General features: G+C 72.5%; 22 protein-coding genes. 15 read left to right on the top strand and 7 right to left on the bottom strand.

The annotated features are described in order from the left end of the window. Positions 1-295 precede the first annotated feature (295 nt). The 4 genes from ACIG5E_RS26620 to ACIG5E_RS26605 all read left to right on the top strand — a co-directional run bounded on the left by ACIG5E_RS26620 (position 296) and on the right by ACIG5E_RS26605 (position 5,004). Positions 296-2,887: an ATP-binding protein gene (locus ACIG5E_RS26620; RefSeq protein WP_396537391.1), complete on the top strand. Its 2,592-nt coding sequence runs from the start codon at positions 296-298 to the stop codon at positions 2,885-2,887. 133 nt (positions 2,888-3,020) lie between these two features. Continuing rightward, positions 3,021-3,701 carry a response regulator gene (locus ACIG5E_RS26615; RefSeq protein WP_396537389.1) on the top strand — a complete coding sequence of 227 codons (681 nt, stop codon included), beginning with the start codon at positions 3,021-3,023 and terminating at the stop codon, positions 3,699-3,701. A 65-nt stretch (positions 3,702-3,766) separates the two neighbouring features. Further along, positions 3,767-4,174 (top strand): OB-fold nucleic acid binding domain-containing protein, encoded by a 408-nt coding sequence (locus ACIG5E_RS26610; RefSeq protein ID WP_396537387.1) that lies wholly within the window; start codon positions 3,767-3,769, stop codon positions 4,172-4,174. Between the two features lie 2 nt (positions 4,175-4,176). Continuing rightward, positions 4,177-5,004 carry a DUF3159 domain-containing protein gene (locus tag ACIG5E_RS26605; RefSeq protein ID WP_396537385.1) on the top strand — a complete coding sequence of 276 codons (828 nt, stop codon included), beginning with the start codon at positions 4,177-4,179 and terminating at the stop codon, positions 5,002-5,004. An 80-nt stretch (positions 5,005-5,084) separates the two neighbouring features. On the opposite strand, the gene ACIG5E_RS26600 is transcribed toward ACIG5E_RS26605, so the two are convergent. Both ACIG5E_RS26600 and ACIG5E_RS26595 read right to left on the bottom strand, forming a co-directional pair. Further along, positions 5,085-5,756, bottom strand: coding sequence for a potassium channel family protein (locus ACIG5E_RS26600; protein WP_396537383.1), 672 nt, complete (start codon positions 5,754-5,756; stop codon positions 5,085-5,087). Continuing rightward, entirely contained in the window at positions 5,756-6,424 is a 669-nt protein-coding gene (locus ACIG5E_RS26595; protein ID WP_396537381.1) for a potassium channel family protein, read from the bottom strand. The genes ACIG5E_RS26600 and ACIG5E_RS26595 overlap by 1 nt, the downstream gene beginning before the upstream one ends. 247 nt (positions 6,425-6,671) lie before the next feature. Between ACIG5E_RS26595 and ACIG5E_RS26590 the strand changes: the two genes are divergently transcribed. After that, positions 6,672-8,747 (top strand): APC family permease, encoded by a 2,076-nt coding sequence (locus ACIG5E_RS26590; RefSeq protein WP_396537405.1) that lies wholly within the window; start codon positions 6,672-6,674, stop codon positions 8,745-8,747. Between the two features lie 356 nt (positions 8,748-9,103). Beyond that, positions 9,104-10,453, top strand: a complete 1,350-nt coding sequence (locus tag ACIG5E_RS26585) for a class I SAM-dependent RNA methyltransferase (RefSeq protein ID WP_396537404.1) — start codon at positions 9,104-9,106, stop codon at positions 10,451-10,453. Positions 10,454-10,554: 101 nt separating this feature from the next. Here ACIG5E_RS26585 and ACIG5E_RS26580 read toward each other — a convergent pair whose 3' ends face one another. Continuing rightward, a complete protein-coding gene (locus tag ACIG5E_RS26580; protein WP_396537379.1) occupies positions 10,555-10,749 on the bottom strand; it encodes a hypothetical protein in 195 nt (64 codons plus the stop codon). A gap of 278 nt (positions 10,750-11,027) precedes the next feature. Here ACIG5E_RS26580 and ACIG5E_RS26575 point away from each other — a divergent pair, with 278 nt between their 5' ends. Together ACIG5E_RS26575 and ACIG5E_RS26570 are read left to right on the top strand one after the other, a co-directional pair. Further along, positions 11,028-11,264 (top strand): toxin-antitoxin system HicB family antitoxin, encoded by a 237-nt coding sequence (locus ACIG5E_RS26575; RefSeq protein ID WP_030291064.1) that lies wholly within the window; start codon positions 11,028-11,030, stop codon positions 11,262-11,264. Next, positions 11,261-11,683, top strand: a complete 423-nt coding sequence (locus ACIG5E_RS26570) for a fic family toxin-antitoxin system, toxin component (protein WP_396537377.1) — start codon at positions 11,261-11,263, stop codon at positions 11,681-11,683. The genes ACIG5E_RS26575 and ACIG5E_RS26570 overlap by 4 nt, the downstream gene beginning before the upstream one ends. Before the next feature lie 156 nt (positions 11,684-11,839). Here ACIG5E_RS26570 and ACIG5E_RS26565 read toward each other — a convergent pair whose 3' ends face one another. Next, positions 11,840-12,697 carry a GNAT family N-acetyltransferase gene (locus tag ACIG5E_RS26565; protein ID WP_396537375.1) on the bottom strand — a complete coding sequence of 286 codons (858 nt, stop codon included), beginning with the start codon at positions 12,695-12,697 and terminating at the stop codon, positions 11,840-11,842. Between the two features lie 165 nt (positions 12,698-12,862). On the opposite strand from ACIG5E_RS26565, the gene ACIG5E_RS26560 reads away from it, so the two are divergent. The 4 genes from ACIG5E_RS26560 (at position 12,863) to ACIG5E_RS26545 (ending at position 16,505) form a co-directional block, all read left to right on the top strand. Next, a complete protein-coding gene (locus tag ACIG5E_RS26560) occupies positions 12,863-13,747 on the top strand; it encodes a putative RNA methyltransferase (protein ID WP_396537373.1) in 885 nt (294 codons plus the stop codon). Positions 13,748-13,836: 89 nt separating this feature from the next. Next, positions 13,837-15,288 carry an AAA family ATPase gene (locus ACIG5E_RS26555; protein WP_396537371.1) on the top strand — a complete coding sequence of 484 codons (1,452 nt, stop codon included), beginning with the start codon at positions 13,837-13,839 and terminating at the stop codon, positions 15,286-15,288. A 71-nt stretch (positions 15,289-15,359) separates the two neighbouring features. Continuing rightward, complete coding sequence (locus ACIG5E_RS26550; protein WP_396537402.1) at positions 15,360-15,707, top strand: nucleotide pyrophosphohydrolase; 348 nt, start codon at positions 15,360-15,362, stop codon at positions 15,705-15,707. Positions 15,708-15,875: 168 nt separating this feature from the next. After that, complete coding sequence (locus ACIG5E_RS26545; RefSeq protein ID WP_396537369.1) at positions 15,876-16,505, top strand: DUF6099 family protein; 630 nt, start codon at positions 15,876-15,878, stop codon at positions 16,503-16,505. On the opposite strand, the gene ACIG5E_RS26540 is transcribed toward ACIG5E_RS26545, so the two are convergent. From ACIG5E_RS26540 to ACIG5E_RS26530, 3 genes are all read right to left on the bottom strand, one after another. Further along, complete coding sequence (locus ACIG5E_RS26540) at positions 16,451-16,687, bottom strand: hypothetical protein (RefSeq protein ID WP_396537367.1); 237 nt, start codon at positions 16,685-16,687, stop codon at positions 16,451-16,453. The two genes, ACIG5E_RS26545 and ACIG5E_RS26540, sit on opposite strands and share 55 nt — an antisense overlap. 856 nt (positions 16,688-17,543) lie before the next feature. Beyond that, the gene (locus ACIG5E_RS26535) at positions 17,544-17,777 is read right to left on the bottom strand and encodes a hypothetical protein (RefSeq protein WP_396536834.1); all 234 of its coding nucleotides are present in this window, start codon (positions 17,775-17,777) and stop codon (positions 17,544-17,546) included. A 14-nt stretch (positions 17,778-17,791) separates the two neighbouring features. Further along, the gene (locus ACIG5E_RS26530; RefSeq protein WP_396537365.1) at positions 17,792-18,163 is read right to left on the bottom strand and encodes an ATP-binding protein; all 372 of its coding nucleotides are present in this window, start codon (positions 18,161-18,163) and stop codon (positions 17,792-17,794) included. Between the two features lie 250 nt (positions 18,164-18,413). Here ACIG5E_RS26530 and ACIG5E_RS26525 point away from each other — a divergent pair, with 250 nt between their 5' ends. From ACIG5E_RS26525 to helR, 3 genes are all read left to right on the top strand, one after another. Beyond that, the gene (locus ACIG5E_RS26525) at positions 18,414-19,262 is read left to right on the top strand and encodes a helix-turn-helix domain-containing protein (RefSeq protein ID WP_396537363.1); all 849 of its coding nucleotides are present in this window, start codon (positions 18,414-18,416) and stop codon (positions 19,260-19,262) included. Positions 19,263-19,272: 10 nt separating this feature from the next. Then, positions 19,273-19,464 (top strand): DUF397 domain-containing protein, encoded by a 192-nt coding sequence (locus tag ACIG5E_RS26520; protein ID WP_270146946.1) that lies wholly within the window; start codon positions 19,273-19,275, stop codon positions 19,462-19,464. 383 nt (positions 19,465-19,847) lie between these two features. After that, positions 19,848-22,025 (top strand): RNA polymerase recycling motor ATPase HelR, encoded by a 2,178-nt coding sequence (gene helR, locus ACIG5E_RS26515; RefSeq protein ID WP_396537361.1) that lies wholly within the window; start codon positions 19,848-19,850, stop codon positions 22,023-22,025. The last annotated feature ends 114 nt before the right edge of the window (positions 22,026-22,139 follow it).

Below are 22,139 nucleotides of genomic sequence, written 5' to 3'. Positions count from 1 at the left end.
TACTGCAGGGGGGACCCTGTGGGAGAGTAGGACGCCGCCGAACAATCATTCAGAAGAACCCCCATCCGGATTCCGGATGGGGGTTCTTCGCGTTTTACCCGCAATTCGGACCGAGGCCGGCCGGTCGCTCCCGGTGACCCCGCCGAGTGGCTGCCCCTCCGTCAATATGCCGCTAAAACCGCACGATCAGTGCACTGATCACCGGAATATCGCTGCTCACGCCGTAGTCTCGAAGGCGGGGGGAACAGGTGTCCGGGGGTGGCTCCCGGGCAGGGCCGGATCAAGAATGGTGCTCATGGGACGAGGCAGGCTGCGCATCTACCTCGGGGCGGCCCCCGGGGTCGGCAAGACGTACGCCATGCTCGCCGAGGCGCACCGGCGGCAGGAGCGTGGGACGGACGTCGTGGTGGCGTTCGTGGAGGATCACGGCCGGCGACGGACCGCGGACCTGGTGGCCGGGCTGGAGGTCGTGCTGCGCCAGCAGGTGGTGCACCGGGGCGCGAGGTTCTCCGAGATGGACCTGGACGCCGTCCTGGCCCGCCGCCCCGAGGTGGCGCTGGTGGACGAGCTGGCCCACACCAACGTGCCCGGCTGCCGCAACGAGAAGCGCTGGCAGGACGTCGAGGAGCTGCTCGCGGCCGGGATCGACGTGATCTCCACCGTGAACGTCCAGCACCTGGAGTCGCTCGGCGACGCCGTCGAGGGCATCACCGGGGTGCGCCAGCGGGAGACCGTCCCGGACGAGGTGGTCCGCCGGGCGGACCAGATCGAGCTGGTGGACATGTCCCCGCAGGCACTGCGGCGGCGGCTGGCGCACGGCAACGTGTACACGCCGGAGAAGATCGACGCCGCGCTCGGCAACTACTTCCGCCCGGGCAACCTGACCGCGTTGCGCGAGCTGGCGCTGCTGTGGACCGCGGACCGGGTGGACGAGTACCTGCAGAAGTACCGCGCCGAGCAGGGGATCGAGGGCACCTGGCAGGCCCGGGAGCGGATCGTGGTCGGTCTGACCGGCGGCCCGGAGGGGGCGACGCTGATCCGCCGGGCGGCCAGGATCGCGGCCCGGGTCTCCGGCGGTGAGCTGCTGGCCGTGCACATCTCCCGCTCGGACGGGCTCGCGGGCTCCGGCTCGCCGCAGACGCTGATCGAGCAGCGGGCGCTGGTGGAGAGCCTCGGCGGCTCCTTCCACAACGTCCTGGGCGACGATCCGGCCGGCGGGCTGCTGGACTTCGCCCGGGGGGTGAACGCCACCCAGATCGTGCTGGGCACCAGCCGCCGGCCCCGCTGGCAGTACCTGTACGGGCCGGGCGTGGGCACCGTGGTCACTCAGAAGGCCGGGGACATCGATGTCCACATGGTCACCCACGAGCACGCCGGGCACGGGCGCCGCGGCAAGATACCCGTGCGCCGGATCACCGACCTGGGCCGGACCAGGACCGTCGCGGGCTGGCTGATCGGGCTGGCGGGTCCGCCACTGCTGGCGATCGTGCTGACCACCATCGGCGGGCTGGGCCTGTCCACCGACATGCTGCTGTTCCTGTCGCTGACGGTGCTCGCGGCTCTGGTCGGCGGCCTGCTGCCGTCGATCGGCTCGGCCCTGGTCGGCTCCTCGGTGCTGAACTTCTACTTCACTCCGCCGCTGCACACGTTCTCCATCGACGAGCCGGAGAACATCATGGCGGTGGCGATATTCACCGTCGTCGGCTGCTCGGTCGCCTCCGTGGTGGACCTGGCGGCCCGGCGCACCCACCAGGCGGCGCGGGCCCAGACCGAGGCACAGACGCTCAGCGCGTTGGCCGGCACGGTGCTGCGCGGCGCGCCGAACGGGGACGGGGTGCTGACCGCCCTGATGGAGCAGGTCCGGGAGACCTTCGGGCAGGAGAGCGCGGCGCTGCTGGAGCGGCCCGAGCCGACCGGCGGCTGGGTACCGGTCGCCACAGCCGGGCCGTGCCCGCCGGAGCGGCCCGAGGAAGCCGATGTGGACGTGCCGGTCGGCGAGAGCCTGGCGCTGGTGCTGCGCGGGCGGGTGCTGCCCGGGGCGGACCGGCGGCTGCTGGGGGCCTTCGCGGCGCAGGCCGCCGTGGTGCTGGAGCGCCGCCGGCTGGCCGGGGAGGCCGTCGCGGCCCGCCGGGAGGCCGAGGGCAACCGGATCCGGACCGCTCTGCTGGCCGCCGTCTCGCACGACCTGCGCACCCCGCTGGCGGGGATCAAGGCCTCGGTGAGCTCGCTGCGTTCGGCCGACGTCGAGTGGGACCCCGAGGACGAGGCCGAGCTGCTGGCCGGGATCGAGGCCGGGGCCGACCGGCTCGACCACCTGATCAACAACCTGCTCGACATGAGCCGGCTGCAGACCGGCACCGTCACCCCGCTGATCCAGGAGACCGACCTGGACGAGGTGGTGCCCTACGCGCTCGGCGGCGTGCCGCCGGAGTCCGTCCGGCTGGAGGTCCCGGAGACGCTGCCGATGATCCGGGCCGACGGCGGGCTGCTGGAGCGCTCGCTGGCCAACCTGGTCGAGAACGCCGTCAAGTACAGCCCGGACGGCGTCAGGGTGCTGGTCAAGGCCGACGCCCTGGAGCAGCCGGGCCGGCCCGGCCGGGTCGAGCTGCGGATCGTCGACCGCGGCCCGGGTGTGCCCGAGGACGCCAAGGAGCGGATCTTCGCGCCGTTCCAGCGCTACGGGGACGCGCCGCGCGGCGCCGGAGTCGGCCTCGGGCTCGCGGTGGCGCGCGGGTTCGTCGAGGCGATGGACGGTACCGTCACCGCCGAGGACACCCCCGGGGGCGGCCTCACCATGGTCGTCAGCCTGCCCGCGGTCGGGCGCCCGCCCGAACCGGACGAGCCGACCGGCGGGGGCCGCGATCCGCTCTCGCAGCTGATCACGTGAGACCCGGCCGATCGCGTGGGAACCGGCTGATCACGTGAGACCGGCTGATCGCGTGGGAACCGGCGGCGCACGTCGTACCAAGAGCCGACACACAGTCCGTAAGATCCGACAGCCTGAAAGGCGGAGCCCGTAAATGACCCGGGTCCTCGTGGTGGACGACGAACCGCAGATCGTCCGCGCACTGGTGATCAACCTCAAGGCCCGCAAGTACGAGGTCGACGCGGCCCATGACGGCGCGAGCGCCCTGGAACTCGCCGCCGCCCGCCATCCGGACGTCGTCGTGCTCGACCTGGGCCTGCCCGACATGGACGGCGTCGAGGTGATCCGCGGCCTGCGCGGCTGGACCCGGGTGCCGATCATCGTGCTGTCGGCCCGGCACGCCTCCGACGAGAAGGTCGAGGCCCTGGACGCCGGAGCCGACGACTACGTCACCAAGCCCTTCGGGATGGACGAGCTGCTCGCCCGGATGCGGGCCGCCGTGCGCCGGGCCGAGCCGGTGGCCGGGGAGGACGACTCGCTGGTCGTCACCGAGAGCTTCACCGTCGACCTCGCCGCCAAGAAGGTCAACCGGGACGGCAGCGACGTACGCCTCACGCCCACCGAATGGCACCTGCTGGAGGTGCTGGTCCGCAACGCCGGACGGCTGGTCAGCCAGACCCAGCTGCTCCAGGAGGTGTGGGGCCCGGCATACCGCACCGAGACCAACTACCTGCGGGTCTACCTCGCCCAGCTGCGCCGCAAGCTGGAGCGCGACCCCTCGCACCCGCGCCACTTCATCACCGAACCGGGCATGGGCTACCGCTTCGAGAGCTGATCGGGGCGTCCCCCGGCGGCTGTGACGCCTGCCGCCGGGGGTCCGGAAACCGGTACCCTGCCGACATGAGTGGTGACAACAGCAGCGACCGGCCGCAGGGGCGGTTCCGCCGCATGCTCAGCCGGCTGACCTCCTCGGCCGAGGAACTGGACGCCGAGGACCTGCGCCAGGAGAGCGCCGCCGAGTCGGGCTGCACGCCGATCGCCGGCTGCGCCGACCGTCAGCTGGTCACCGTCGCGGGCACGCTGCGCACGGTGACGCTCCGCCCCCGGGCCGGGGTGCCGGCCCTGGAGGCCGAGCTCTTCGACGGCACCGAGGCGCTGGAGGTCGTCTGGCTGGGTCGCCGCTCGATCGCCGGCATAGAGCCGGGCCGCCGGCTGGTCGCCAGCGGTCGGATCAGCCACGCACGCGGGCGCCGCGTGCTGTTCAACCCCCGCTATGAGCTGCGTCCGGTCGGACACGGGAGCGAATGAGCGTGAGCAACCACCCCGGCGGCGACGCCGCCGCCCGGATCGACCTGAACGCCGCCGACGTGGCCGCCTGGCAGGCCACCGCGGCCGAGGAGGCCGTGGACGGTCTGGCGCGGTCGATCGAGGGCACCGCGTCGGCCGCTGACCGGCCCCTGGACCCGGCGGCCGCCGAGGCCGCCCGGCAGGCCGCCTCCAAGGAGGCCGCCGACACCGTCCTGCAGGCCTTCGGCGGCGTGCGCGGCATGATCGACATGACGCTGCCCGGCCTGGTCTTCATCCTCACCTACAACGTCACCCACCAGGTCAGCGCCGCCGCCTGGGCCGCGCTCGGCCTGAGCGCGCTGTTCGTGGTGGCCCGGCTGGCCCGGCGGGAGACCATCCAGCACGCCTTCAGCGGGGTGTTCGGCGTCGCCCTCGGCGCCTGGATCGCGATGAAGAGCGGCAAGGCCGAGGACTTCTACCTGCCCGGCCTGCTCTGGAGCGTCGGCTACTGTGCCGGGATGGCGGTCTCCGCCCTGGTGCGCTGGCCGATGATCGGGGTGATGCTCGGCCCGATCACCGGCGAGATGTTCACCTGGCGCAAGGAGAACCCCGGCCGCCTCGCCGCCTACACCAAGGCGACCTGGGCCTGGGTGGTGATCATGGGCCTCAAGCCGGTGATCCTCTTCCCGCTGTACTTCACCCACAACGTCAACCTGCTCGGCTGGCTGAAGGTCGCCCTCGGCATCCCACCGCTGCTGCTGGCGATGTACGTCACCTGGCAGATCCTGCTGAAGGCGCCGCCGCCGATCAAGGCGCCGCTGGACGACGACGAGGAGGAGCCGGCCAAGTAGCCGCGCCCGCCGGTACGGCCGAGGGCCCGCACCCCCGCGACGGGGATGCGGGCCCTCGGCCGTACGGCGCAGGCGCAGGCCTACTGGGCGCCGGAGGTGGCCGACAGCAGCTGCTCCAGCTCCTCCTCGCGCTCCTGCGCGGCGACGAAGAGCAGCTCGTCGCCGCCCTCCAGGGTGTCGTCCTTGCCCGGCACCAGCACCCGGCCCTCGCGGATGATGCTCACCAGCGCGGTGTCCTGCGGCCAGACGACACCGCCGACCCGGGTGCCGACCAGCTCGGCCTCGGCGGCCAGGGTCAGCTCGACCAGGTTGGCGTTGCCCTGGCTGAAGCGCATCAGGCGGACCAGGTCGCCGACGCTGACCGCCTCCTCGACCAGCGCGGACATCAGACGCGGGGTGGACACGGCCACGTCCACGCCCCAGGACTCGTTGAAGAGCCACTCGTTCTTCGGGTTGTTCACCCGGGCGACCACCCGCGGCACCGCGTACTCGGTCTTGGCGAGCAGCGAGACGACCAGGTTGACCTTGTCGTCACCGGTCGCGGCGATCACCACGTGGCAGCGCTGCAGCGCCGCCTCGTCCAGCGAGGTGATCTCACAGGCGTCGGCCAGCAGCCACTCCGCCATGGGCACCCGCTCCACCGAGATGGAGTTGGGGTTCTTGTCGATCAGCAGGACCTCGTGACCGTTCTCCAGCAGCTCGCCCGCGATCGAGCGGCCCACGGCACCGGCCCCGGCAATGGCGACCCGCATCAGTGACCCTCCTCCTTCGGCCCCTGCGCGAACGCGGCCTCGACCGCCGTCAGGTCGGCCCGGCGCAGCATCACGTGCACCAGGTCGCCTTCCTGCACCACCATCTGCGGCGAGGGCAGCATGCCCTCACCGAGCCGGGTGACGAACGACACCCGGGCGCCGGAGGTCTCCTCCAGGCGGCTGATCCGCTGGCCGACCCAGTTCGGGTGGTACGCGATCTCGGCCAGCTGCACGCTGCCGCTCGGGTCCTGCCACAGCGGCTCGGCGCCGCTCGGCAGCAGCCGGCGCAGCATCTGGTCGGCGGTCCAGCGGACCGTCGCCACGGTCGGGATGCCCAGGCGCTGGTACACCTCGGCGCGGCGCGGGTCGTAGATGCGGGCCGCGACGTTCTCCACGCCGAAGGTCTCCCGGGCGACCCGGGCGGCGATGATGTTGGAGTTGTCACCGCTGGAGACGGCGGCGAAGGCGCCGGCCTCCTCGATGCCCGCCTCGCGCAGGGTGTCCTGGTCGAAACCTACACCGGTCACCCGGCGCCCGTTGAACCCGGCACCCAGCCGACGGAACGCGGTCGGGTCCTGGTCGACCACGGCCACCGAGTGGCCCTGTTTCTCCAGCGTTCTCGCGAGGGCGGAGCCCACGCGGCCGCAGCCCATGATGACGATGTGCACCGGCGCTACCTCACCCGTTCCGTAGGGTTCTTGACCTGCGCAAACACCGTTCATCTCCCTTTCTCGCCCGGCTTTCCGGGACGAGGGTTCTCGTGGGGGTATCGGCTGGACACCGCTCGACAACCAGAGTGTTGCCCGCCGACTCGTATCCGACACGCTAGCCGGTCCACCGAACGCAGTCGCGACGAAGGGGGGGACAAACGGCGGAGCAATGTCCGGCGAGCCCCTACGATTCCTTAACGTGCCTATGCCGACTGACCTTCCGAAACGCATCCTGATCGGGCCCGCCCTACGCAGCGACAAGCTCGGGGAAACCCTCCTCCCCAAGCGGATCGCGCTCCCCGTCTTCGCCTCGGACGCCCTCTCCTCGGTCGCGTACGCCCCCGAGGAGATCCTGCTCACGCTCTCCGTCGCGGGGGCTTCGGCGATCCACTTCTCCTGGCAGATCGGCGTCGTGGTGGCGATCGTGATGCTCGCCGTCGTCGCCTCCTACCGGCAGAACGTGCACGCCTACCCCAGCGGGGGCGGCGACTACGAGGTGGCGACCGTCAACCACGGGCCGGCCGCCGGACTGGTGGTCGCCGCGGCCCTGATGGTCGACTACGTGCTGACCGTCGCCGTGTCCACCACCTCGGGCGTCGCCAACGTGGTCTCCGCCGTTCCCGCGCTGCGCGGACACGAGACGATCGTGTCGGTGGTCGTCGTCGTGCTGCTGATGGGCATGAACCTGCGCGGGGTGCGCGAGTCCGGCAGCGCCTTCGCGGTGCCCACCTACGCCTTCATGATCGGCGTGATCGGGATGGTCGGCTACGGCTTCCTCCGGCACTTCGTGCTCGGCCAGGACATGCCCGCCGAGAGCTCCGGCTTCCACCTGGAGGCCACCCCGGGCAACGGATCGCTGGCCGGGTTCGCGATGGTGTTCCTGCTGCTGAAGTCCTTCTCCTCCGGCTGCGCCGCGCTGACCGGTGTGGAGGCGATCTCCAACGGTGTGCCCGCCTTCCGCAAGCCCAAGAGCAAGAACGCGGCCACCACGCTGCTGATGATGGCGAGCGTCGCCGTGGTGATGTTCATGGGCATCATCTGGCTGGCCCGGCTGACCGGCGTCCAGATGGCCGAGAACCCGGCCGAGCAGCTCGTCGGCGCCGGCTCCGGCTACCACCAGAAGACCGCGCTGGCGCAGATCAGCGAGGCCGTCTTCAGCAACTTCACGCCCGGCTTCTACTTCGTCGCCGCCGTCACCGGCCTGATCCTGGTGCTGGCCGCCAACACCGCCTTCAACGGCTTCCCGGTGCTCGGCTCGATCCTCGCCCAGGACCGCTACCTGCCGCGCCAGCTGCACACCCGCGGCGACCGGCTGGCCTTCTCCAACGGCATCATCCTGCTGGCGATCGCCGCGATCCTGCTGATCATCTCCTTCGACGCGGACCCGAACCGGCTGATCCAGCTCTACATCGTCGGCGTCTTCGTCTCCTTCAACATGAGCCAGTCCGGCATGATCCGGCACTGGACCAGGCTGCTGCGCACCGAGACCGACCCGGCCAAGCGGCGCCACATGCAGCGCAGCCGGGCGATCAACGGCTTCGGCCTGGTGATGACCATGGCGGTGCTGATCGTCGTCCTGGTGACCAAGATCGGCCACGCCTGGATCGCGATCGCGGCGATGGTCGTGCTGTTCGTGATGATGAAGGGCATCCGCCGCCACTACGACCGGGTCTCCGACGAGCTCACCGCCGCCGAGGAGCCGGACGACGTGGCGCTGCCGACCCGGGTGCACGCCATCGTGCTGGTCTCCAAGCTGCACAAGCCGGCGCTGCGCGCCCTCGCGTACGCCAGGCTGGCCCGCGCCCACACCCTGGAGGCGGTCACCGTCAACGTCGACCCGGACGACACGGCGGCGCTGAGGCGGGAGTGGGACGAGCGCGGCATCGAGGTGCCGCTCAAGGTGCTGGACTCGCCGTACCGCGAGATCACCGGGCCGGTGCTGGACTACGTGAAGAACCTGCGGCGCAGCAGCCCGCGCGACGTGGTCTCGGTGTACATCCCCGAGTACGTGGTCGGCCACTGGTACGAGCACCTGCTGCACAACCAGAGCGCGCTGCGGCTCAAGGGGCGGCTGCTGTTCAAGCCCGGGGTGATGGTCACCTCGGTGCCCTGGCAGCTGGAGTCCTCGGAGCGGCGCAAGCTGCAGAAGGCCTGGTCAGCGCCCGGGTCCGTCCGCCGTGGCGAGCCTCGGGCGCCGAAGGCCGTAAAGTCGAAGGATTCCGTCCGTACCGGTGCGACCGACACCGGTGCCACCGACCGCAGCAAGGACTCCTCCCAGTGACGCGCAACACTCCGCCCCGCTCCTCGGGCTCCTCCGGCGCCTCCGGCAAGAGCAAGGGCGCCCGTCGGGGCGGCTCCCAGCCCGGGCAGGTGGCCCGGCCGCGCTGGGGCCGGCCGAACCGGCCGGAGGCCACCGACCGTGAGGGACTGACGGCGCGCACGGCGCCGGTCGTGCCGGGGGAGACCCCGGCGGAGAAGCCCGTGCGGGGTGGGAAGCCGGCTCGGGATGCCCGGGACGCTCGGGACGGGAAGCCGGCTCGGGACTCCAGGGACTCCAGGGACTCCCGGGACGGGAAGGGCGCTGCGGGCGACGGCCGGAAGGCGCCGCGCAAGCAGGCGGTGCGGCCGCCGAAGGCGCTGCGCGGTGCGGCCGCGCGGACGTCCCGGCCGGAGACGCCCTCCGGGGAGCCGCTGGTCGGCGAGCGCTACGAGGTCGAGGTCGGCCCGGTCGCGCACGGCGGCGGGCACTGCGTGGCCCGGCACGAGGGGCGGGTGCTGTTCGTCCGGCACGCGCTGCCCGGCGAGAAGGTGGTCGCGCTGGTGACCGAGGGCACCACCACCTCGCGCTTCCTGCGCGCGGACGCCGTGGAGGTGCTGGAGCCCGCCAAGGACCGGATCGAGGCGCCGTGCCCGTTCGCCGGGCCCGGCAAGTGCGGCGGCTGCGACTGGCAGCACGTGACCCCGGGCGGGCAGCGCAAGCTCAAGGCGGCGGTGCTGACCGAGCAGCTGGCGAAGCTGGCCGGGCTGACCCCGGCCGAGGCGGGCTGGGACGGCAGCGTCGAGCCGGTCGGCGGCAAGCTGCCGGCCGGGCAGGTGCCGGCCTGGCGCACCCGGGTGCAGTACACGGTCGACGCGGAGACCGGGAAGGTCGGCCTGCGCAAGCACCGCTCGCACGAGGTGCAGCTGGTGGACCGCTGCCTGATCGCCGCCGAGGGCGTCACCGAGCTGGGCATCGAGTCCCGGGACTGGCCGGGCGTGGCGAGCGTCGAGGTGATCGCCGCGAGCGGCTCCTCGGACCGCCAGGTGGTGCTGACCCCGCGCGACGGGGCCCAGCTGCCGCTGGTCGAGCTGGACAAGCCGGTGTCGATCGCCCGGGTGGACGACCAGGGCGACGTGCACAAGGTGCACGGGCGCAGCTTCGTGCGCGAGCGGGCGGCCGGGCGGACCTGGCGGGTCAGCAACGGCGGCTTCTGGCAGATCCACCCGGAGGCGCCGGACACCCTGGTCGACGCGGTGCTGGACGGACTGGACCCGCAGTGGGGCGAGAACGCGCTCGACCTGTACTGCGGGGTCGGCCTGTTCGCCGGCGCGCTGGCCGACCGGGTCGGCGAGGACGGCGCGGTGCTCGGCATCGAGTCCGCCAAGCAGGCCGTGGTCGACGCCCGGCACAACCTGGCCGCGCTGGACAACGTGCGGATCGAGTGCGACCGGGTCGAGACGCTGCTGCCGCGCACCGGCATCACCGCCACCGACCTGATCGTGCTGGACCCGCCGCGCTCGGGCGCCGGTCGCGAGACCGTCGCGCACCTGGTCGGCCTGGAGGCGCGCCGGATCGCGTACGTGGCCTGCGACCCGGCGGCGCTCGCCCGGGACCTGAAGTTCTTCCGCGAGGGCGGCTACCGGCCGGTCTCGCTGCGGGCCTTCGACCTGTTCCCGATGACGCACCACTTCGAGTGCGTGGCGATCCTGGAGCCCGCCGGGGAGTGACCCCCGCGTTCGGCGGCAGACACCGAGGAGGCGGCACCCCGTGGCGTACGGGGGCCGCCTCCTCGGCATTGCCGGGCGCGGCTACTCGGCGCGGGGCGCGGTTACTCGTTGCGCTCCTCTTCGTCGGCGCTGTGCGGAAGGTCGATGCCGTGCTGGGCGGCGAGCCTGAGGAGCGAGGCGACCCGGCCCTCGTACGCCTGGACGCCGTCGGCGTCCCCTTCGGCCCGGGCCGCCGCGAGGTCCCGCCGGGCCTGGGCGAGCTGCTCGCGCAGCTCCTGGTCGAACATGGCTGTCATTGCCGGCCTCCAGAAAAACCGGTCGGTGCCGCTCGGGGAACGCTCAGGAGAGTTCAGAGTCACGGATGCCGGAGGACTCTTCAAGTCAGGTTCGGTCAGATTCAGGGTAGGTCCGGTCACGGGTGAAGGGTGGGCCGGATGGCCCCGGGGTAGGGACCCGTCGGACCCGCGGGCTCAAGGTTGGGCGGGCTCAAGGTTGCGCGGGGGCGTGCGGGAGGTGTACGGGCGGTGTGCGTGCGCCCTTGTTGTGCTAGCGCGTCAGCGCTAGCTTGAACGGCATGGGCAAGAAGCAGCTGAACGTCCGAGTGGACGCCACGACCGCGGAGATGGCCCGGGAACGGGCGGAGCAACAGGGGATCAGCATGAACCAGTACATCGAGCGCCTGGTCCAGCAGGACATGGGTGAGTCGGGACGGGCCTTCATCGACGCCGCCGCGCAGTTCATGAAGGAGTACGAGACGGCCTTCCTCGCCGAGTTCGGGGACTCGGGCGAACTCCAGGACGTGCGCCGTTGAAACTGGAGGTCGACCTCTCGTGGCTGCTCATGACCGCCGAGCAGTACACGCCCGGTGACCCGCAGGTCACCGACTACGGCTCACTGCTCGCGGCCGTCACCCGGCACCAGGCCGAGATCTTCGACATCTCCGTCTACCCCGAGCCGCAGGACCGTGCGGCCGCGCTGATGCACCAGCTGATCCGGGTGCCGGCCCTGGAGAAGACCAACGAGCTCTTCGCGACCGCCGTCGCCTACGCCTACCTCGTCGCCAGCGGCTGCACCGTCGCCACCACCGCCCGCGAGGTGCGCAGCCTCTCCCGGGCCATCCGGGAAGGACGGTTGGGGGTGTCCGGGGTCGCCGAGCGGCTGGCGGCCTGGGTGGTCGACGAGGCTGAGGGGGAGGGCGTCAGCGGGGTGGAGGACGAGGACGACGACTGAGCGCCGTCCTCGTCCTGCCGCGGTGTTCCGTTTCAGGGCTCCGGCCGGGTCCAGGCCTCGGTGCCCTGCTCAGCTCCTTGTCCCCTTGTTCGCAGCCCTGTTCGGCGCTCTGCTCGGAGCTGCTCCGAGCTGCCCGGTGCCCTGTTCGGCGCCCTGCTAGGCGTCCGGGGAGGCGGGCTCCGCGATGAGGGCGGTCGCGAACGGGCGGAAGCCGGCCCGGCGGTAGATCCGGGCCACGTCCTCGTCGGAGGCGGACAGGAACACCGTCCGGACGCCGTTGGCGCGGGCGTGTGCCACCAGGGCCGCGGTGACCGCCAGGCCCAGCCCGCGCCGCCGGGCGGAGGGGAGCGTGCCGACCCCGACCACCTCGGTGACCGGGCCCACCGGGTTGTGCTGGCCCGCGCACAGCACCTCGGCGCCGTCCAGTACGGCGGCCAGCACGGTGACGCCGTCGGTGATGCGCTGCGCGATCCGCGCCACGCCGCCGTCGGCCGTCAGCCTCGCCGCGCTCGCGGCCAGTTCGGCCGCCCCCGCGGCGCCGGTGGCGGTGCCCGGGCTGCCGAAGGCCACGTGCGGGACGGCGACCGCGTCGGCCAGCTCGGGGGCGTCCGCGGCCAGCACCCGTACCTCGGCCCGCTCCGGGAGGGCCGGTGCCGGGGCCGCCTCGTCCTGCGGGCCGAGCACCAGCAGCGGGTGCTCGTGCACCGTCAGCCCGGCCGCCTCCACCGCGGCGCGCAGCTCGGGGTTCTGCTCGGCCACCCACTCGAAGGCCTCCGGCAGGCCCAGCTCCCGCTGCCGCTCCAGCACCCGGCGGACGTCCTCGGCGGTGGCGGCCGGGCCGTCGTGGCCGGGCGTCGGGCGGGCGTAGTAGTGCCAGCCGGTGCTGCCCCTGCGGACGAACAGGGTCAGTGGGCCGAAGTCCTCGGCGGTGGCGGCGCTGCGGGGCACGGCGTCGTAGTAGCGCTCGATGCCGTCGAGGAGGGCGGGGTCCGGAGCATGATCGACTGAGGTCACGGCGTGCATCCAAACAGGGGTGCCGGTGCGGCGCCACCGATTTGCGCGGAGGCCGCGCGGGTGCGCGGCCGCCGGGCGTTCGATTGGGCCGGCGGCGGGCGGGGGTGGTTAGGCTGGCTGGCGACCCCGACCGGCCGGGGTCGAACGGCGAGAGAAGACGGAACGTTGCTGCAGGACATCGAGCCCTACCTGGCCTGCCCCCACTGCGCGCAGGCCCTCACTCGGCACGAGCGCAGCCTGCGCTGCCCCGCCGGGCACAGCTTCGACCTCGCCAAGCAGGGCTACGTCAGCCTCCTCGCCGGTGACGCCCACACCGGCACCGGCGACACCGCCGAGATGGTCGCCGCCCGCGCCGACTTCCTCGCCGCCGGCCACTACCGGCCGATCGCCGACGCCCTCGCCGAGGCCGCCTCGGCCCTGGTCGAAGCCACGCCGTCCACGGCCGGTGCCGCCGGCCCGGAAGGCCTCGATCCGGAGGGCCTGGTCGCCGACCTCGGCGCCGGCACCGGCCACTACCTGGCGCACGTCCTGGACGCTCTGCCCGGCCGGGTCGGCGCGGCCCTCGACATCTCCAAGTTCGCACTGCGCCGCGCCGCCAAGGCCCACCCCCGGATCGGCGCCGTGGTCTGCGACGCCTGGCGCCCGCTGCCGCTGCGCGACGCCTCCGCCGAGCTGATGCTCAACGTCTTCGCCCCGCGCAACGGCCCCGAGATCCGCCGGGTGCTGCGCCCCGGCGGCACTCTGCTGCTGGTCTCGCCCACCGCGAGCCACCTGCGCGAACTCGTGGACGCCCTCGGCCTGTTGTCGGTGGACGAGGACAAGCAGCGCCGGATCGACGAGAAGCTCGGCCCGTACCTGACGCCGGTCGACCAGCGGTCGGTCGAGTTCACCCAGCGGCTCTCCGCGCAGGACGTCCGGACCGTCGTCGGCATGGGCCCGAGCGCCTGGCACACCGACCCCGACCGGCTCGCGGCCGCCCTCGCGGCCCTGCCGGACCCGGTCGAGGTGACCGCCTCGGTGACGGTGGCCGCCTACCGGCGGCCGCTGTAGTCAGCGGTGTGCGGCAGGTCCGCCACGTTGGGATGAATCTGCCGAGCAGGCACGTTTCGCCCGGTCGGGCTGCGGCTAACGTCCGACGGGTGAACCGCGACGCCGCCGCGCCCGCCGGGCCGGCCCCACTGCACCCCGGCGGCGCTCCGGGGCCCGACCGCCCACCCGTGCCCCGCCCCACCGTCGAGGAGCTGCGGCTCACCGCCTTCAAGTCCTACCGGCGGGCCGTCCTGCCACTCGCGCCGCTCACCGTGCTGCACGGGCCGGCCGGCGTGGGCAAGTCCAACGCCCTCGACGCGCTGGCCGTGCTGTCCCGGCTCGCCCTCGGCGACGAGATCGCCGGCTCCCTGAACGGGCTGCCCGACCGCACCGGCCCGCTCGCCACGCCCGTGCGCGGCGGTCTGGACGGGTGCGTGCCGCACGGGCGGGACGCCGTCATCCTGGGCTGCACCGTCCGCTCACCGCGCGGCCGGATCCGGCTCGACCTGGTGATCCGCACCGACGGGGCGGTCCGGGTCGCCCGGGAGTCGCTCAGTCTCGACGGTCGGATCCTGGTGGACACCGGTGAGCAGGACGTACGCAACGGGCGCGTCAACGTCTGCTGGCACAACGACACCCGGCAGGGGGACATCCGGGCGCCGTTCCCCAGCGGCACCATGATCACCGCCCAGCTGCCGCTGCGGGTGGCCGGCTCGTCCACCGGCGAGCGGCTGGTCCTGGCCGCGGTCGAGGACCTGCTCACCGCGCTGCGCGAGGTCTTCCCGCTGCACCCCGTCCCGGCGCTGATGCGCGGCTGGGCCAAGGCCGACCCGCAGGCCCGGCTGCGCAGCAACGCCGCCAACATCTCGGCCGTGATCAACCGGCTCGCCCACGAGTGCCCGCGCCGGTACGGGCAACTGCTGCGGGCCGTCCAGGCGGCCGCGCCGCACCCGCTGCTCGGGCTCACCCTCGCCGAGCGCGAGCGCGGGCGGCGGGTGCTGGCCGTCTTCGACGAGGGCGTGCTCGGGCGCACCGGGGCCGACCAGGCCTCCGACGGCATGCTGCGCCACCTCGCCTTCGCTGCGGTGCTGCTGACCGGGGCGGGGGTGCTCGACCTCGACGTGGCCGCCGAGGTGCCGTGGGCGCACCGTCAGCTCACCGTGCTCGCCGAGGACCTCGGCGCCGGGCTCGCCACCGAACAGACCGCCTCGCTGCTGCGGCTGGCGCGGGACATGGCGGGGCGCAACCAGCTGCGGGTGGTGGCCGCGCTGCAGGAGCCGGCGGCGGCGCGGGAGGCGTTCGGGGCGGGCGAGGAGTCGCCGGGCGAGGTGGCGCTGGTGGAGTGCCGGCGGGATCCGGGGACGGGGTTGACGGTGCTGCGGCCGGAGGCGGCCCGGGTGCCGGTCCAGTGCGGGCGTGGGGAGGAGGCCTCGTCGGCGGCCGGGGGGTCGGCTGCGGCCGGGGGCTCGTCGGGTTCCGTGGGCTCGTCGGCAGCCGGGGCCGGGGGTGGGGCCGCCTCGGCTGTGGCCGGGGACGCGGATGCGGTAGACCTGGGGGCGTGAACGAGCGAGTGACGAGGCCGGGGGAGCCTGCGGTGGACGGGGTGTCCGGGGGCGCGCCGGAGCCCGGGAAGCTGACCTTGGAGGCGCTGCGGCAGCGGCTGGTGGAGTTCGCGGCGGCCCGGCGGTGGGAGCCGTTCCACACGCCGAAGAACCTGGCGGCGGCGCTGAGCGTGGAGGCGGGGGAACTGCTGGAGATCTTCCAGTGGCTCACGCCCGAGCAGGCGGCCGCGGTGATGTCGGACCCGGAACTGGCCCACCGGGTGCGCGACGAGGTCGCCGACGTACTGGCGTACCTGGTGCAGTTCTGTACGGCGGTCGGAGTGGACCCGCTGGAGGCGCTCGCCGCCAAGATCGAGCGCAACGAACACCGTTTCCCGGTGCCGGGGGCAGCGGACGATGTCAACCCGGACGTGGGCTGACCACCCTTGTGAGGGACGGAAGTTATCCACAACCCCAGGGTTGTCCACAGCTTCCGACAAGCCGGATGCGGCCCACCCCGCCTTCCCCGCACGCTCTCCCCGTGACCACTCCACCGCCCCGGCGGCGGTGCTGGTCGACGGCGACGACGAGCGGAAGGAGCGGGGGCCATGGAGGCGCTGCGACTGATCAAGACGGCCCGGCACGCCCTGGCGGAGGCCAGGCAGGTACCGGACGTGCTGGCCGAGGCACGGCAGGTCGCGCTGCTCACCGAGGCGGTGGGCGCCCGGCTGGCGGAGTCGGAGGACGACGATCTGACGGGGCTCGGCCAGCAGCTCTCCGAGGCGGGCGCGCATGCGGCGGTCTGCCTGGACAGATCCGTCGCCAACGGCACCCTGGTGAGCGGCGGACGCGTCGGTCGGCTCACCGAACTCGGTGAACTGGAGCTGACGTTGGGCGCGCTGGACGAACTGCTGCGGGAGGTCGGCGAGACGCTGGTCGTGCTGGCCTGCGGAGCCGACACCGAGAGTCTGTACTGGACGTGCATCGACGGTGTCGACGCGATGTCGGAGTGCAAGGACGTGGCCGCGCGGTTGCGGGAGGCGGCCGACCGGGGCGGAGGAGCGGAGCGTACGGCGCTCGGTGGTGCGGAACCGGAACGGGCTGGTGGGGGTTCGCCGTTACTCGTGGTCCGGCTCGGGCCGCCGGGTGCGGGCGGGCCGACGGAGGAGGAGCGGGCGCCGGACTACCGGGTGCCCGGCGCGGCCGGAGCGTCGGAGGTGTCGGTGCCGGCCGGGTAGGCGGCGGCCGGGGTAGTGCTCCGGGTACCGGATTGCAGCGCGGCGAGGTCCGCGGTCACCGAGGCGAGCAGTTCCTGCATCTGCTCAAGCAGGGTCTTGGGGGTCGCGGGCCCGGTCGACTCGCCGGCGGCCGAGCCTGTCGGGCGGCTCGGGGACTGCGGCGTGGCAAAGGGTTCGGACATGACGGGGACCTCTTCGGATCGGTGGTGCGGTGTGCCGCACCGACCAACGAATCGTTCCCGCGACCGGTCACCGCCCACCACCCGATGCGGTCCAACTCCGGTATGCCGTAGGCCTCTCGGGTGAGCCGGGGTTGCCGCTGCAGCACGGCCTCGGCTAGGGGCGCGACAGATGAGGGTGGAGGAGGTGGGTGGAGTAGCGGAGCAGGTGGGTGGAGGAGCGGGAGGAGGGAGGGGAGGGGGGAGGGGGCGGGCCCCAGAGAAGCGGAGAGGGTCAAGCGTGGGGCCCCGGCGCCGCGCTTCGCGGCGCCGGGGCCCCGGAAAAGCACCATTGCCAGTTGCTCGGCGGAAGCCCAACGAGTCCCTCGATGCACACTCTTGGCCGAGCGCAGCCAGCGCCCCAGGGAACGGCGGGCCCCCCCCCCCCCCGGGGGGGGGCCCCGGCCCGCGGGGGGCCCGGGGGGCCCCCCCCCCCCCCCCCCCCCCCCGCCCCCCCCCCCGGGCGCCCCCCCCCCCCCCCCCCCGGCCCCGCCCCCCCCCCCCCCGGGGGGGGGCCCCCCCGGCGCCGACGGCGAACTGGATGCACGTGGAGAACGGGAAGATCGCCCGGATCCGGGTGGCCTTCGACCCGCGCGGACTGCTGGCGGGGTTCGAGAAGAAGAGCTGAGGAGAAGGGCCTGAGCAGGGCGGGCAGAACAGCGGGGACCAGGGGGCCGTGATCGCCGGGGGCGGTGACGGCCCTCTTCAGCTGTTCGCGCTCAGGCGTCCTCGTCGGGCGGGGTCGCCCTGAGGGCGGTGATGACGCCCAGGGCGACCGTGGCGATCGCGAGGGCGAGGAGGACGGCGAAGGCCGCCCCGATCAGGAATCGCACGGGTGCTCGCGGTCGGCGTCGAGGAGCAGGACGAGGAGGTTCAACAGCGTCGAGGCCGGCGCCGTGTTGAAGCGGACCAGGACGCGACCGTCGAGGGTGTGGTCGAGGTCGGCGGAGGGCCAGATGAGGCCGAACTTCTTTCCACGCTCCTGGAGTTCGGCGAGGAGGGTGCGGATGTGGTCGTCGGTATAGGCGCGGATCCGGGGATCGGTCGGCTTCATGGGGAAGCGGCGCTTCACTGGGCACCGCCCAGCTCGCACTCGAACCAGATGGTCTTGCCGCGTTTCTGGGGGTCGACGCCCCAGCGGTTGGTGAGGGCCGCGACGAGTTGGAGGCCCCGGCCGGACTCGGCGAGGAGGTCGAGGGACTGCATCTCGGGCAGCACCGGGCTCTCGTCGGAGACGCCCACCCGGAGGGTGTGCTGGGTGATGGCGAGGATCTGGACGACCGGCGCGGGGGTGTTCGCGTGGTTCCAGGCGTTCACGATCAGCTCGCCGAGGGCGAGTTCGGCGTCGAAGGTGCCCGAGGGCGGCCAGCCGAGGCGGGCCATGGCGTCCTGGAGGGACTGCCGGGCGAGGGTGAGGGAGGGCGTGTTGCACTGACGCATGGGAAATCTCCCGGCGTGAGGTGGGGTGGAGAACCGGCGGACACGTCGCCGTGAGCCAGGCCAGGCCGACGGGCATGACTGCTCTGCGGTGCGGACAGCGTGCATTACTGACGATCCGTCGGATCGCTGTGAGAACGACCATAGCGCAGCCACGTCACATGTGATTCCAAAGCTGGATAGGTTCACCCTCAAGTGGACCCCACGCCCGGCAGCGCGGCAGACTTGGGCCACATCGGCAAGGAAGGAACCAATGCCGCCGCGACTCAACCCGACGCTCCGTCAACGCCGGATCGGGACCGAGCTTCGGAAGATGCGCGAGGGCGCCGGGCTGTCGACCGGCGCCCTCAGCAGAGACCTCGGCATCGACAGGACTCAGGTCAGTCAGATAGAGGCCGCCAAGGTCGGCGTGAGCCCGGAGCGGCTCCGCTCATTCGCCGCCGCCTGCAAGTGCATGAACGAGCCCCTGATCGGTGCGCTTGAGTCCATGGTCCAGGACCGCTCCAAGGGCTGGTGGGAGGACCATCGCGGCACCGTGCCGGACGGCTTCCTTGAGAATGCTGAGCTGGAGAAGACCTCCCGCGAACTCATGCTGTGGGTCCTCACCCACATGCCCGGCCCGTGTCAGACCATCAACTACGCCTCGGCTGTCTTCGGGCGGGTTTTCCCTCCACTCCCTCGGCATGAGGTGGAGGCGCGGACCGCTTTCAGAATGCAACGCAAGACCGACCTGCGCCGCAATCCGAAACCGTTGACGGCCTTCATCTACGAATCAGTACTGTGGACTCGGTTCGGAGGAACCCAGATCCTCAAGGAACAACTCGGCTCCCTGCTTGAAGACTCCGAGCTGCCCTGGATGTCCATTCGAGTCGTGCCGTTCGACATCGAGACTTTCCCTGGCGCCGTCGAGAACCTCACCTACGCGTTCGGCGCCATCCCGGAGCTCGATACGGTTGAGCGAGAGTCCTCGCGTGACTCCGAACACCTTGATGCAACCAGCGAACTAGCCAGCTATCGAGCCATCTTCGAACAGACTGAAGCGCTCGCGCTGCATGAAAGCGACTCCCGCGACTTGATTCGCAAGATCGCACGAAACCTATGAAGGGCTCATTGTGACCGGAATCGAGTGGCAGAAGTCCACCTTCAGTGGATCGACCGAGAATTGCGTGGAGGTGCGTACGACCAACGGGGCAGTTGAACTCCGCGAGTCCGACGAGGGCCACCTCATCCTCCGCACCACCCCCGCCACCTTCTCTGCCCTTCTCCACGGCATCAAGGCCGGCGAATTCGACCATCACGCCTGATGCGCCGCCCCGGCGCCGGAGCAGGAAGTCGGCCCGGCCGACTTCCTGCTCCGTGCGTCATCTGCCTTGGTTCGCCGGATCGTTGGACGCATCCCGCCTTACGGTGGTGGGGCACGAGAACAATCGGAAGTGCTGCTTATCTCTTGCTGCTCGGTGCCGCCATGTCGGCACCGAGCAGAACAGCCTGTAAGAGGGCTGGGGATCTGCTGCAGAAGTAAGGCGCGCGAGAGGGCGGGGGTGCGGAGGTCCAGGCCTGGGGCCGAAGGAGACGGAAAGGGGGAGAACCCACCCCTTGCCACTCTCAACGTATAGCGCATGGGGGGCCTTGCGGCAAGGCCCCCGTGGTGGCGCACAATCACAGGCCTCAGATCGGAGCTGATGCCATGAACCACCTGACCACCAGTGCTTTCGACCTCCCCGAGCGCCTGTCCGCCAAGGCCGACCCCGCGCTCGTGGCGGCGGACGAGCGGCACTTCGCGGCCATCGCGGAGAGCCTGGAGCAGGCGATCGCCGAACTCTCCGAGCAGCTCGACGCGGCGCGCCGGGCGCCGGGTGGCGCCGGGCAGGCGGCGATGGACCGGGACATCGAGGTCCACCGGCTGAGCGGCCGGCTGCGCGCCCTGCGCCGCTACGGCCTGGACCTGTGCCTCGGGCGCATCGTGACCGCGGAGGACGCCGAGCCGCTGTACGTCGGCCGGCTGGGGCTCACCGACAGCGAGGGCCGCCGGTTGCTGGTCGACTGGCGCTCGCCCGCAGCCGAGCCGTTCTTCGCGGCGACCCACGGCGACCCGATGGGCCTGGTGAGCCGCCGCCGGTACCGCTGGACCCTCGGCCGGATCACCGACTACTGGGACGAGGTGTTCACCGCCGACGGCCTGGAGGGGCACGCCGCGCTGGACGACCAGTCCGCCTTCATCGCCAGCCTGGGCGGCAACCGGTCGGCCCGGATGCGGGACGTGCTCGCCACCATCCAGTCCGACCAGGACGCGATCATCCGGGCCGGCTCACGCGGCGCCCTGGTGGTCGACGGCGGCCCCGGCACCGGCAAGACCGTGGTCGCCCTGCACCGCTCCGCCTACCTGCTGTACTCCGATCCCCGCCTCGGCCACCGGCGCGGCGGCGTGCTGTTCGTCGGCCCGCACCAGCCGTACCTGAACTACGTCGCCGACGTCCTGCCCAGCCTCGGCGAGGAGGGCGTGCGCACCTGCACCCTGCGGGATCTGTTGCCCGAGGGGGCGGCCGCTGCGGAGGAGGTCGACCCGGAGGTCGCGCGGCTGAAGTCCTCGGCCGACCTGGTGCGGGCGATCGAGAAGGCCGTCCGCTTCTACGAGGAGCCGCCGACCGAGGGCATGGTGGTCACCACCCACTGGGCGGACCTGTGGCTGAGCGCCGAGGACTGGTCCGAGGCCTTCAGCGCCCCGGACCCGGGCACCCCGCACAACGAGGCGCGCGAGCAGATCTGGGACGAGCTGGCCGCGATCCTGCTGGACAAGCTGGAGCAGGACGAGGAGGAGGTCTCGCCCGAGCTGTTCCGGCGCTCGCTGCGGCAGGACCGGGAACTGGTGGAGACGCTCAACCGCGCCTGGCCGCTGCTCGAAGCGGCCGACCTGGTCGGCGACCTCTGGTCGGTGCCCGCCTACCTGCGGATGTGCGCGCCCCATCTGGCCCCCGAGGAGGTCCGCGCGCTCCAGCGCAAGCACGCCCCGCAGGCCTGGACGGTCTCCGACCTGCCGCTGCTGGACGCGGCCCGCCAGCGGCTCGGGGACCGCGAGGCCACGCTGCGCCGCAACCGCCACCGGGCCTCGGTGGCCGCCGAGCGCGAGCGAATGGCGGACGTGATCGGCGACCTGCTCCAGGCCGACGACGACGGTGAGGGCGTGGTGACGATGCTGCGCGGCCGGGACCTCCAGGACACCCTGATCGACGAGGGCGCGCTGCCCGGCACCGACGGGGACCCGCTGGCCGGCCCGTTCGCCCACATCGTGGTGGACGAGGCCCAGGAGCTGACCGACGCGCAGTGGCAGATGCTGCTGCTGCGCTGCCCGTCCCGGAGCTTCACCATCGTCGGGGACCGCGCCCAGGCCCGGCACGGCTTCACCGAGTCGTGGCGGGAGCGCCTCGACCGGGTCGGGCTCGACCGCATCACCATGGCCTCGCTGGGCATCAACTACCGCACGCCGGAGGAGGTGATGGCGGAGGCCGAGCCGGCCATCCGGGCGGCGCTCCCGGACGCCAACGTGCCGACCTCGGTGCGCAGCAGCGGCATTCCGGTCCGGCACGGGTCGGCGGCGGAGCTGGCTGACGTCCTGGACGCCTGGCTCGCCGAGCACGACGAAGGCATCGCCTGCGTCATCGGCGCCCCGGGCTTCGAGGAGCGGGCGCGGGTCCGCTCGCTCACCCCGGAGCTGGCCAAGGGGCTGGAGTTCGACCTGGTCGTCCTGGTCGACCCGGAGGCGTTCGGCGAGGGCGTCGAGGGGGCGGTCGACCGCTACGTCGCGATGACCAGGGCGACCCGGCAGCTCGTCATCCTGCGGACTGCGGAGTCACTGATGCACCGCTGACGGCCAGCCGGACGGGGCTCCGGACGACCGCGGCACGCGGAAGGGCCCGGCGCGCCCGGCGCCGGACCCCCGAAGGCCGTGCGGACCTATGGTCCGCCAACCACCGCTGCCCGC

Source organism: Kitasatospora sp. NPDC053057 (genome assembly GCF_044546945.1).
Taxonomy (GTDB): domain Bacteria; phylum Actinomycetota; class Actinomycetes; order Streptomycetales; family Streptomycetaceae; genus Kitasatospora.
This window is presented reverse-complemented; position numbering and strand designations above follow the sequence as displayed.

Excerpts from the sequence above, each read along its gene's own strand:
- ACIG5E_RS26525 (WP_396537363.1), top strand. The coding sequence starts at position 18,414 with ATGCCGCCGCGACTCAACCCGACGCTCCGTCAACGCCGGATCGGGACC.
- ACIG5E_RS26620 (WP_396537391.1), top strand. The coding sequence starts at position 296 with ATGGGACGAGGCAGGCTGCGCATCTACCTCGGGGCGGCCCCCGGGGTC.
- ACIG5E_RS26580 (WP_396537379.1), bottom strand. The coding sequence starts at position 10,749 with ATGACAGCCATGTTCGACCAGGAGCTGCGCGAGCAGCTCGCCCAGGCC.
- ACIG5E_RS26575 (WP_030291064.1), top strand. The coding sequence starts at position 11,028 with ATGGGCAAGAAGCAGCTGAACGTCCGAGTGGACGCCACGACCGCGGAG.
- ACIG5E_RS26530 (WP_396537365.1), bottom strand. The coding sequence starts at position 18,163 with ATGCGTCAGTGCAACACGCCCTCCCTCACCCTCGCCCGGCAGTCCCTC.
- ACIG5E_RS26540 (WP_396537367.1), bottom strand. The coding sequence starts at position 16,687 with ATGTCCGAACCCTTTGCCACGCCGCAGTCCCCGAGCCGCCCGACAGGC.
- ACIG5E_RS26535 (WP_396536834.1), bottom strand. The coding sequence starts at position 17,777 with ATGAAGCCGACCGATCCCCGGATCCGCGCCTATACCGACGACCACATC.
- ACIG5E_RS26545 (WP_396537369.1), top strand. The coding sequence starts at position 15,876 with ATGGAGGCGCTGCGACTGATCAAGACGGCCCGGCACGCCCTGGCGGAG.
- helR (WP_396537361.1), top strand. The coding sequence starts at position 19,848 with ATGAACCACCTGACCACCAGTGCTTTCGACCTCCCCGAGCGCCTGTCC.
- ACIG5E_RS26615 (WP_396537389.1), top strand. The coding sequence starts at position 3,021 with ATGACCCGGGTCCTCGTGGTGGACGACGAACCGCAGATCGTCCGCGCA.
- ACIG5E_RS26600 (WP_396537383.1), bottom strand. The coding sequence starts at position 5,756 with ATGCGGGTCGCCATTGCCGGGGCCGGTGCCGTGGGCCGCTCGATCGCG.
- ACIG5E_RS26590 (WP_396537405.1), top strand. The coding sequence starts at position 6,672 with ATGCCGACTGACCTTCCGAAACGCATCCTGATCGGGCCCGCCCTACGC.
- ACIG5E_RS26610 (WP_396537387.1), top strand. The coding sequence starts at position 3,767 with ATGAGTGGTGACAACAGCAGCGACCGGCCGCAGGGGCGGTTCCGCCGC.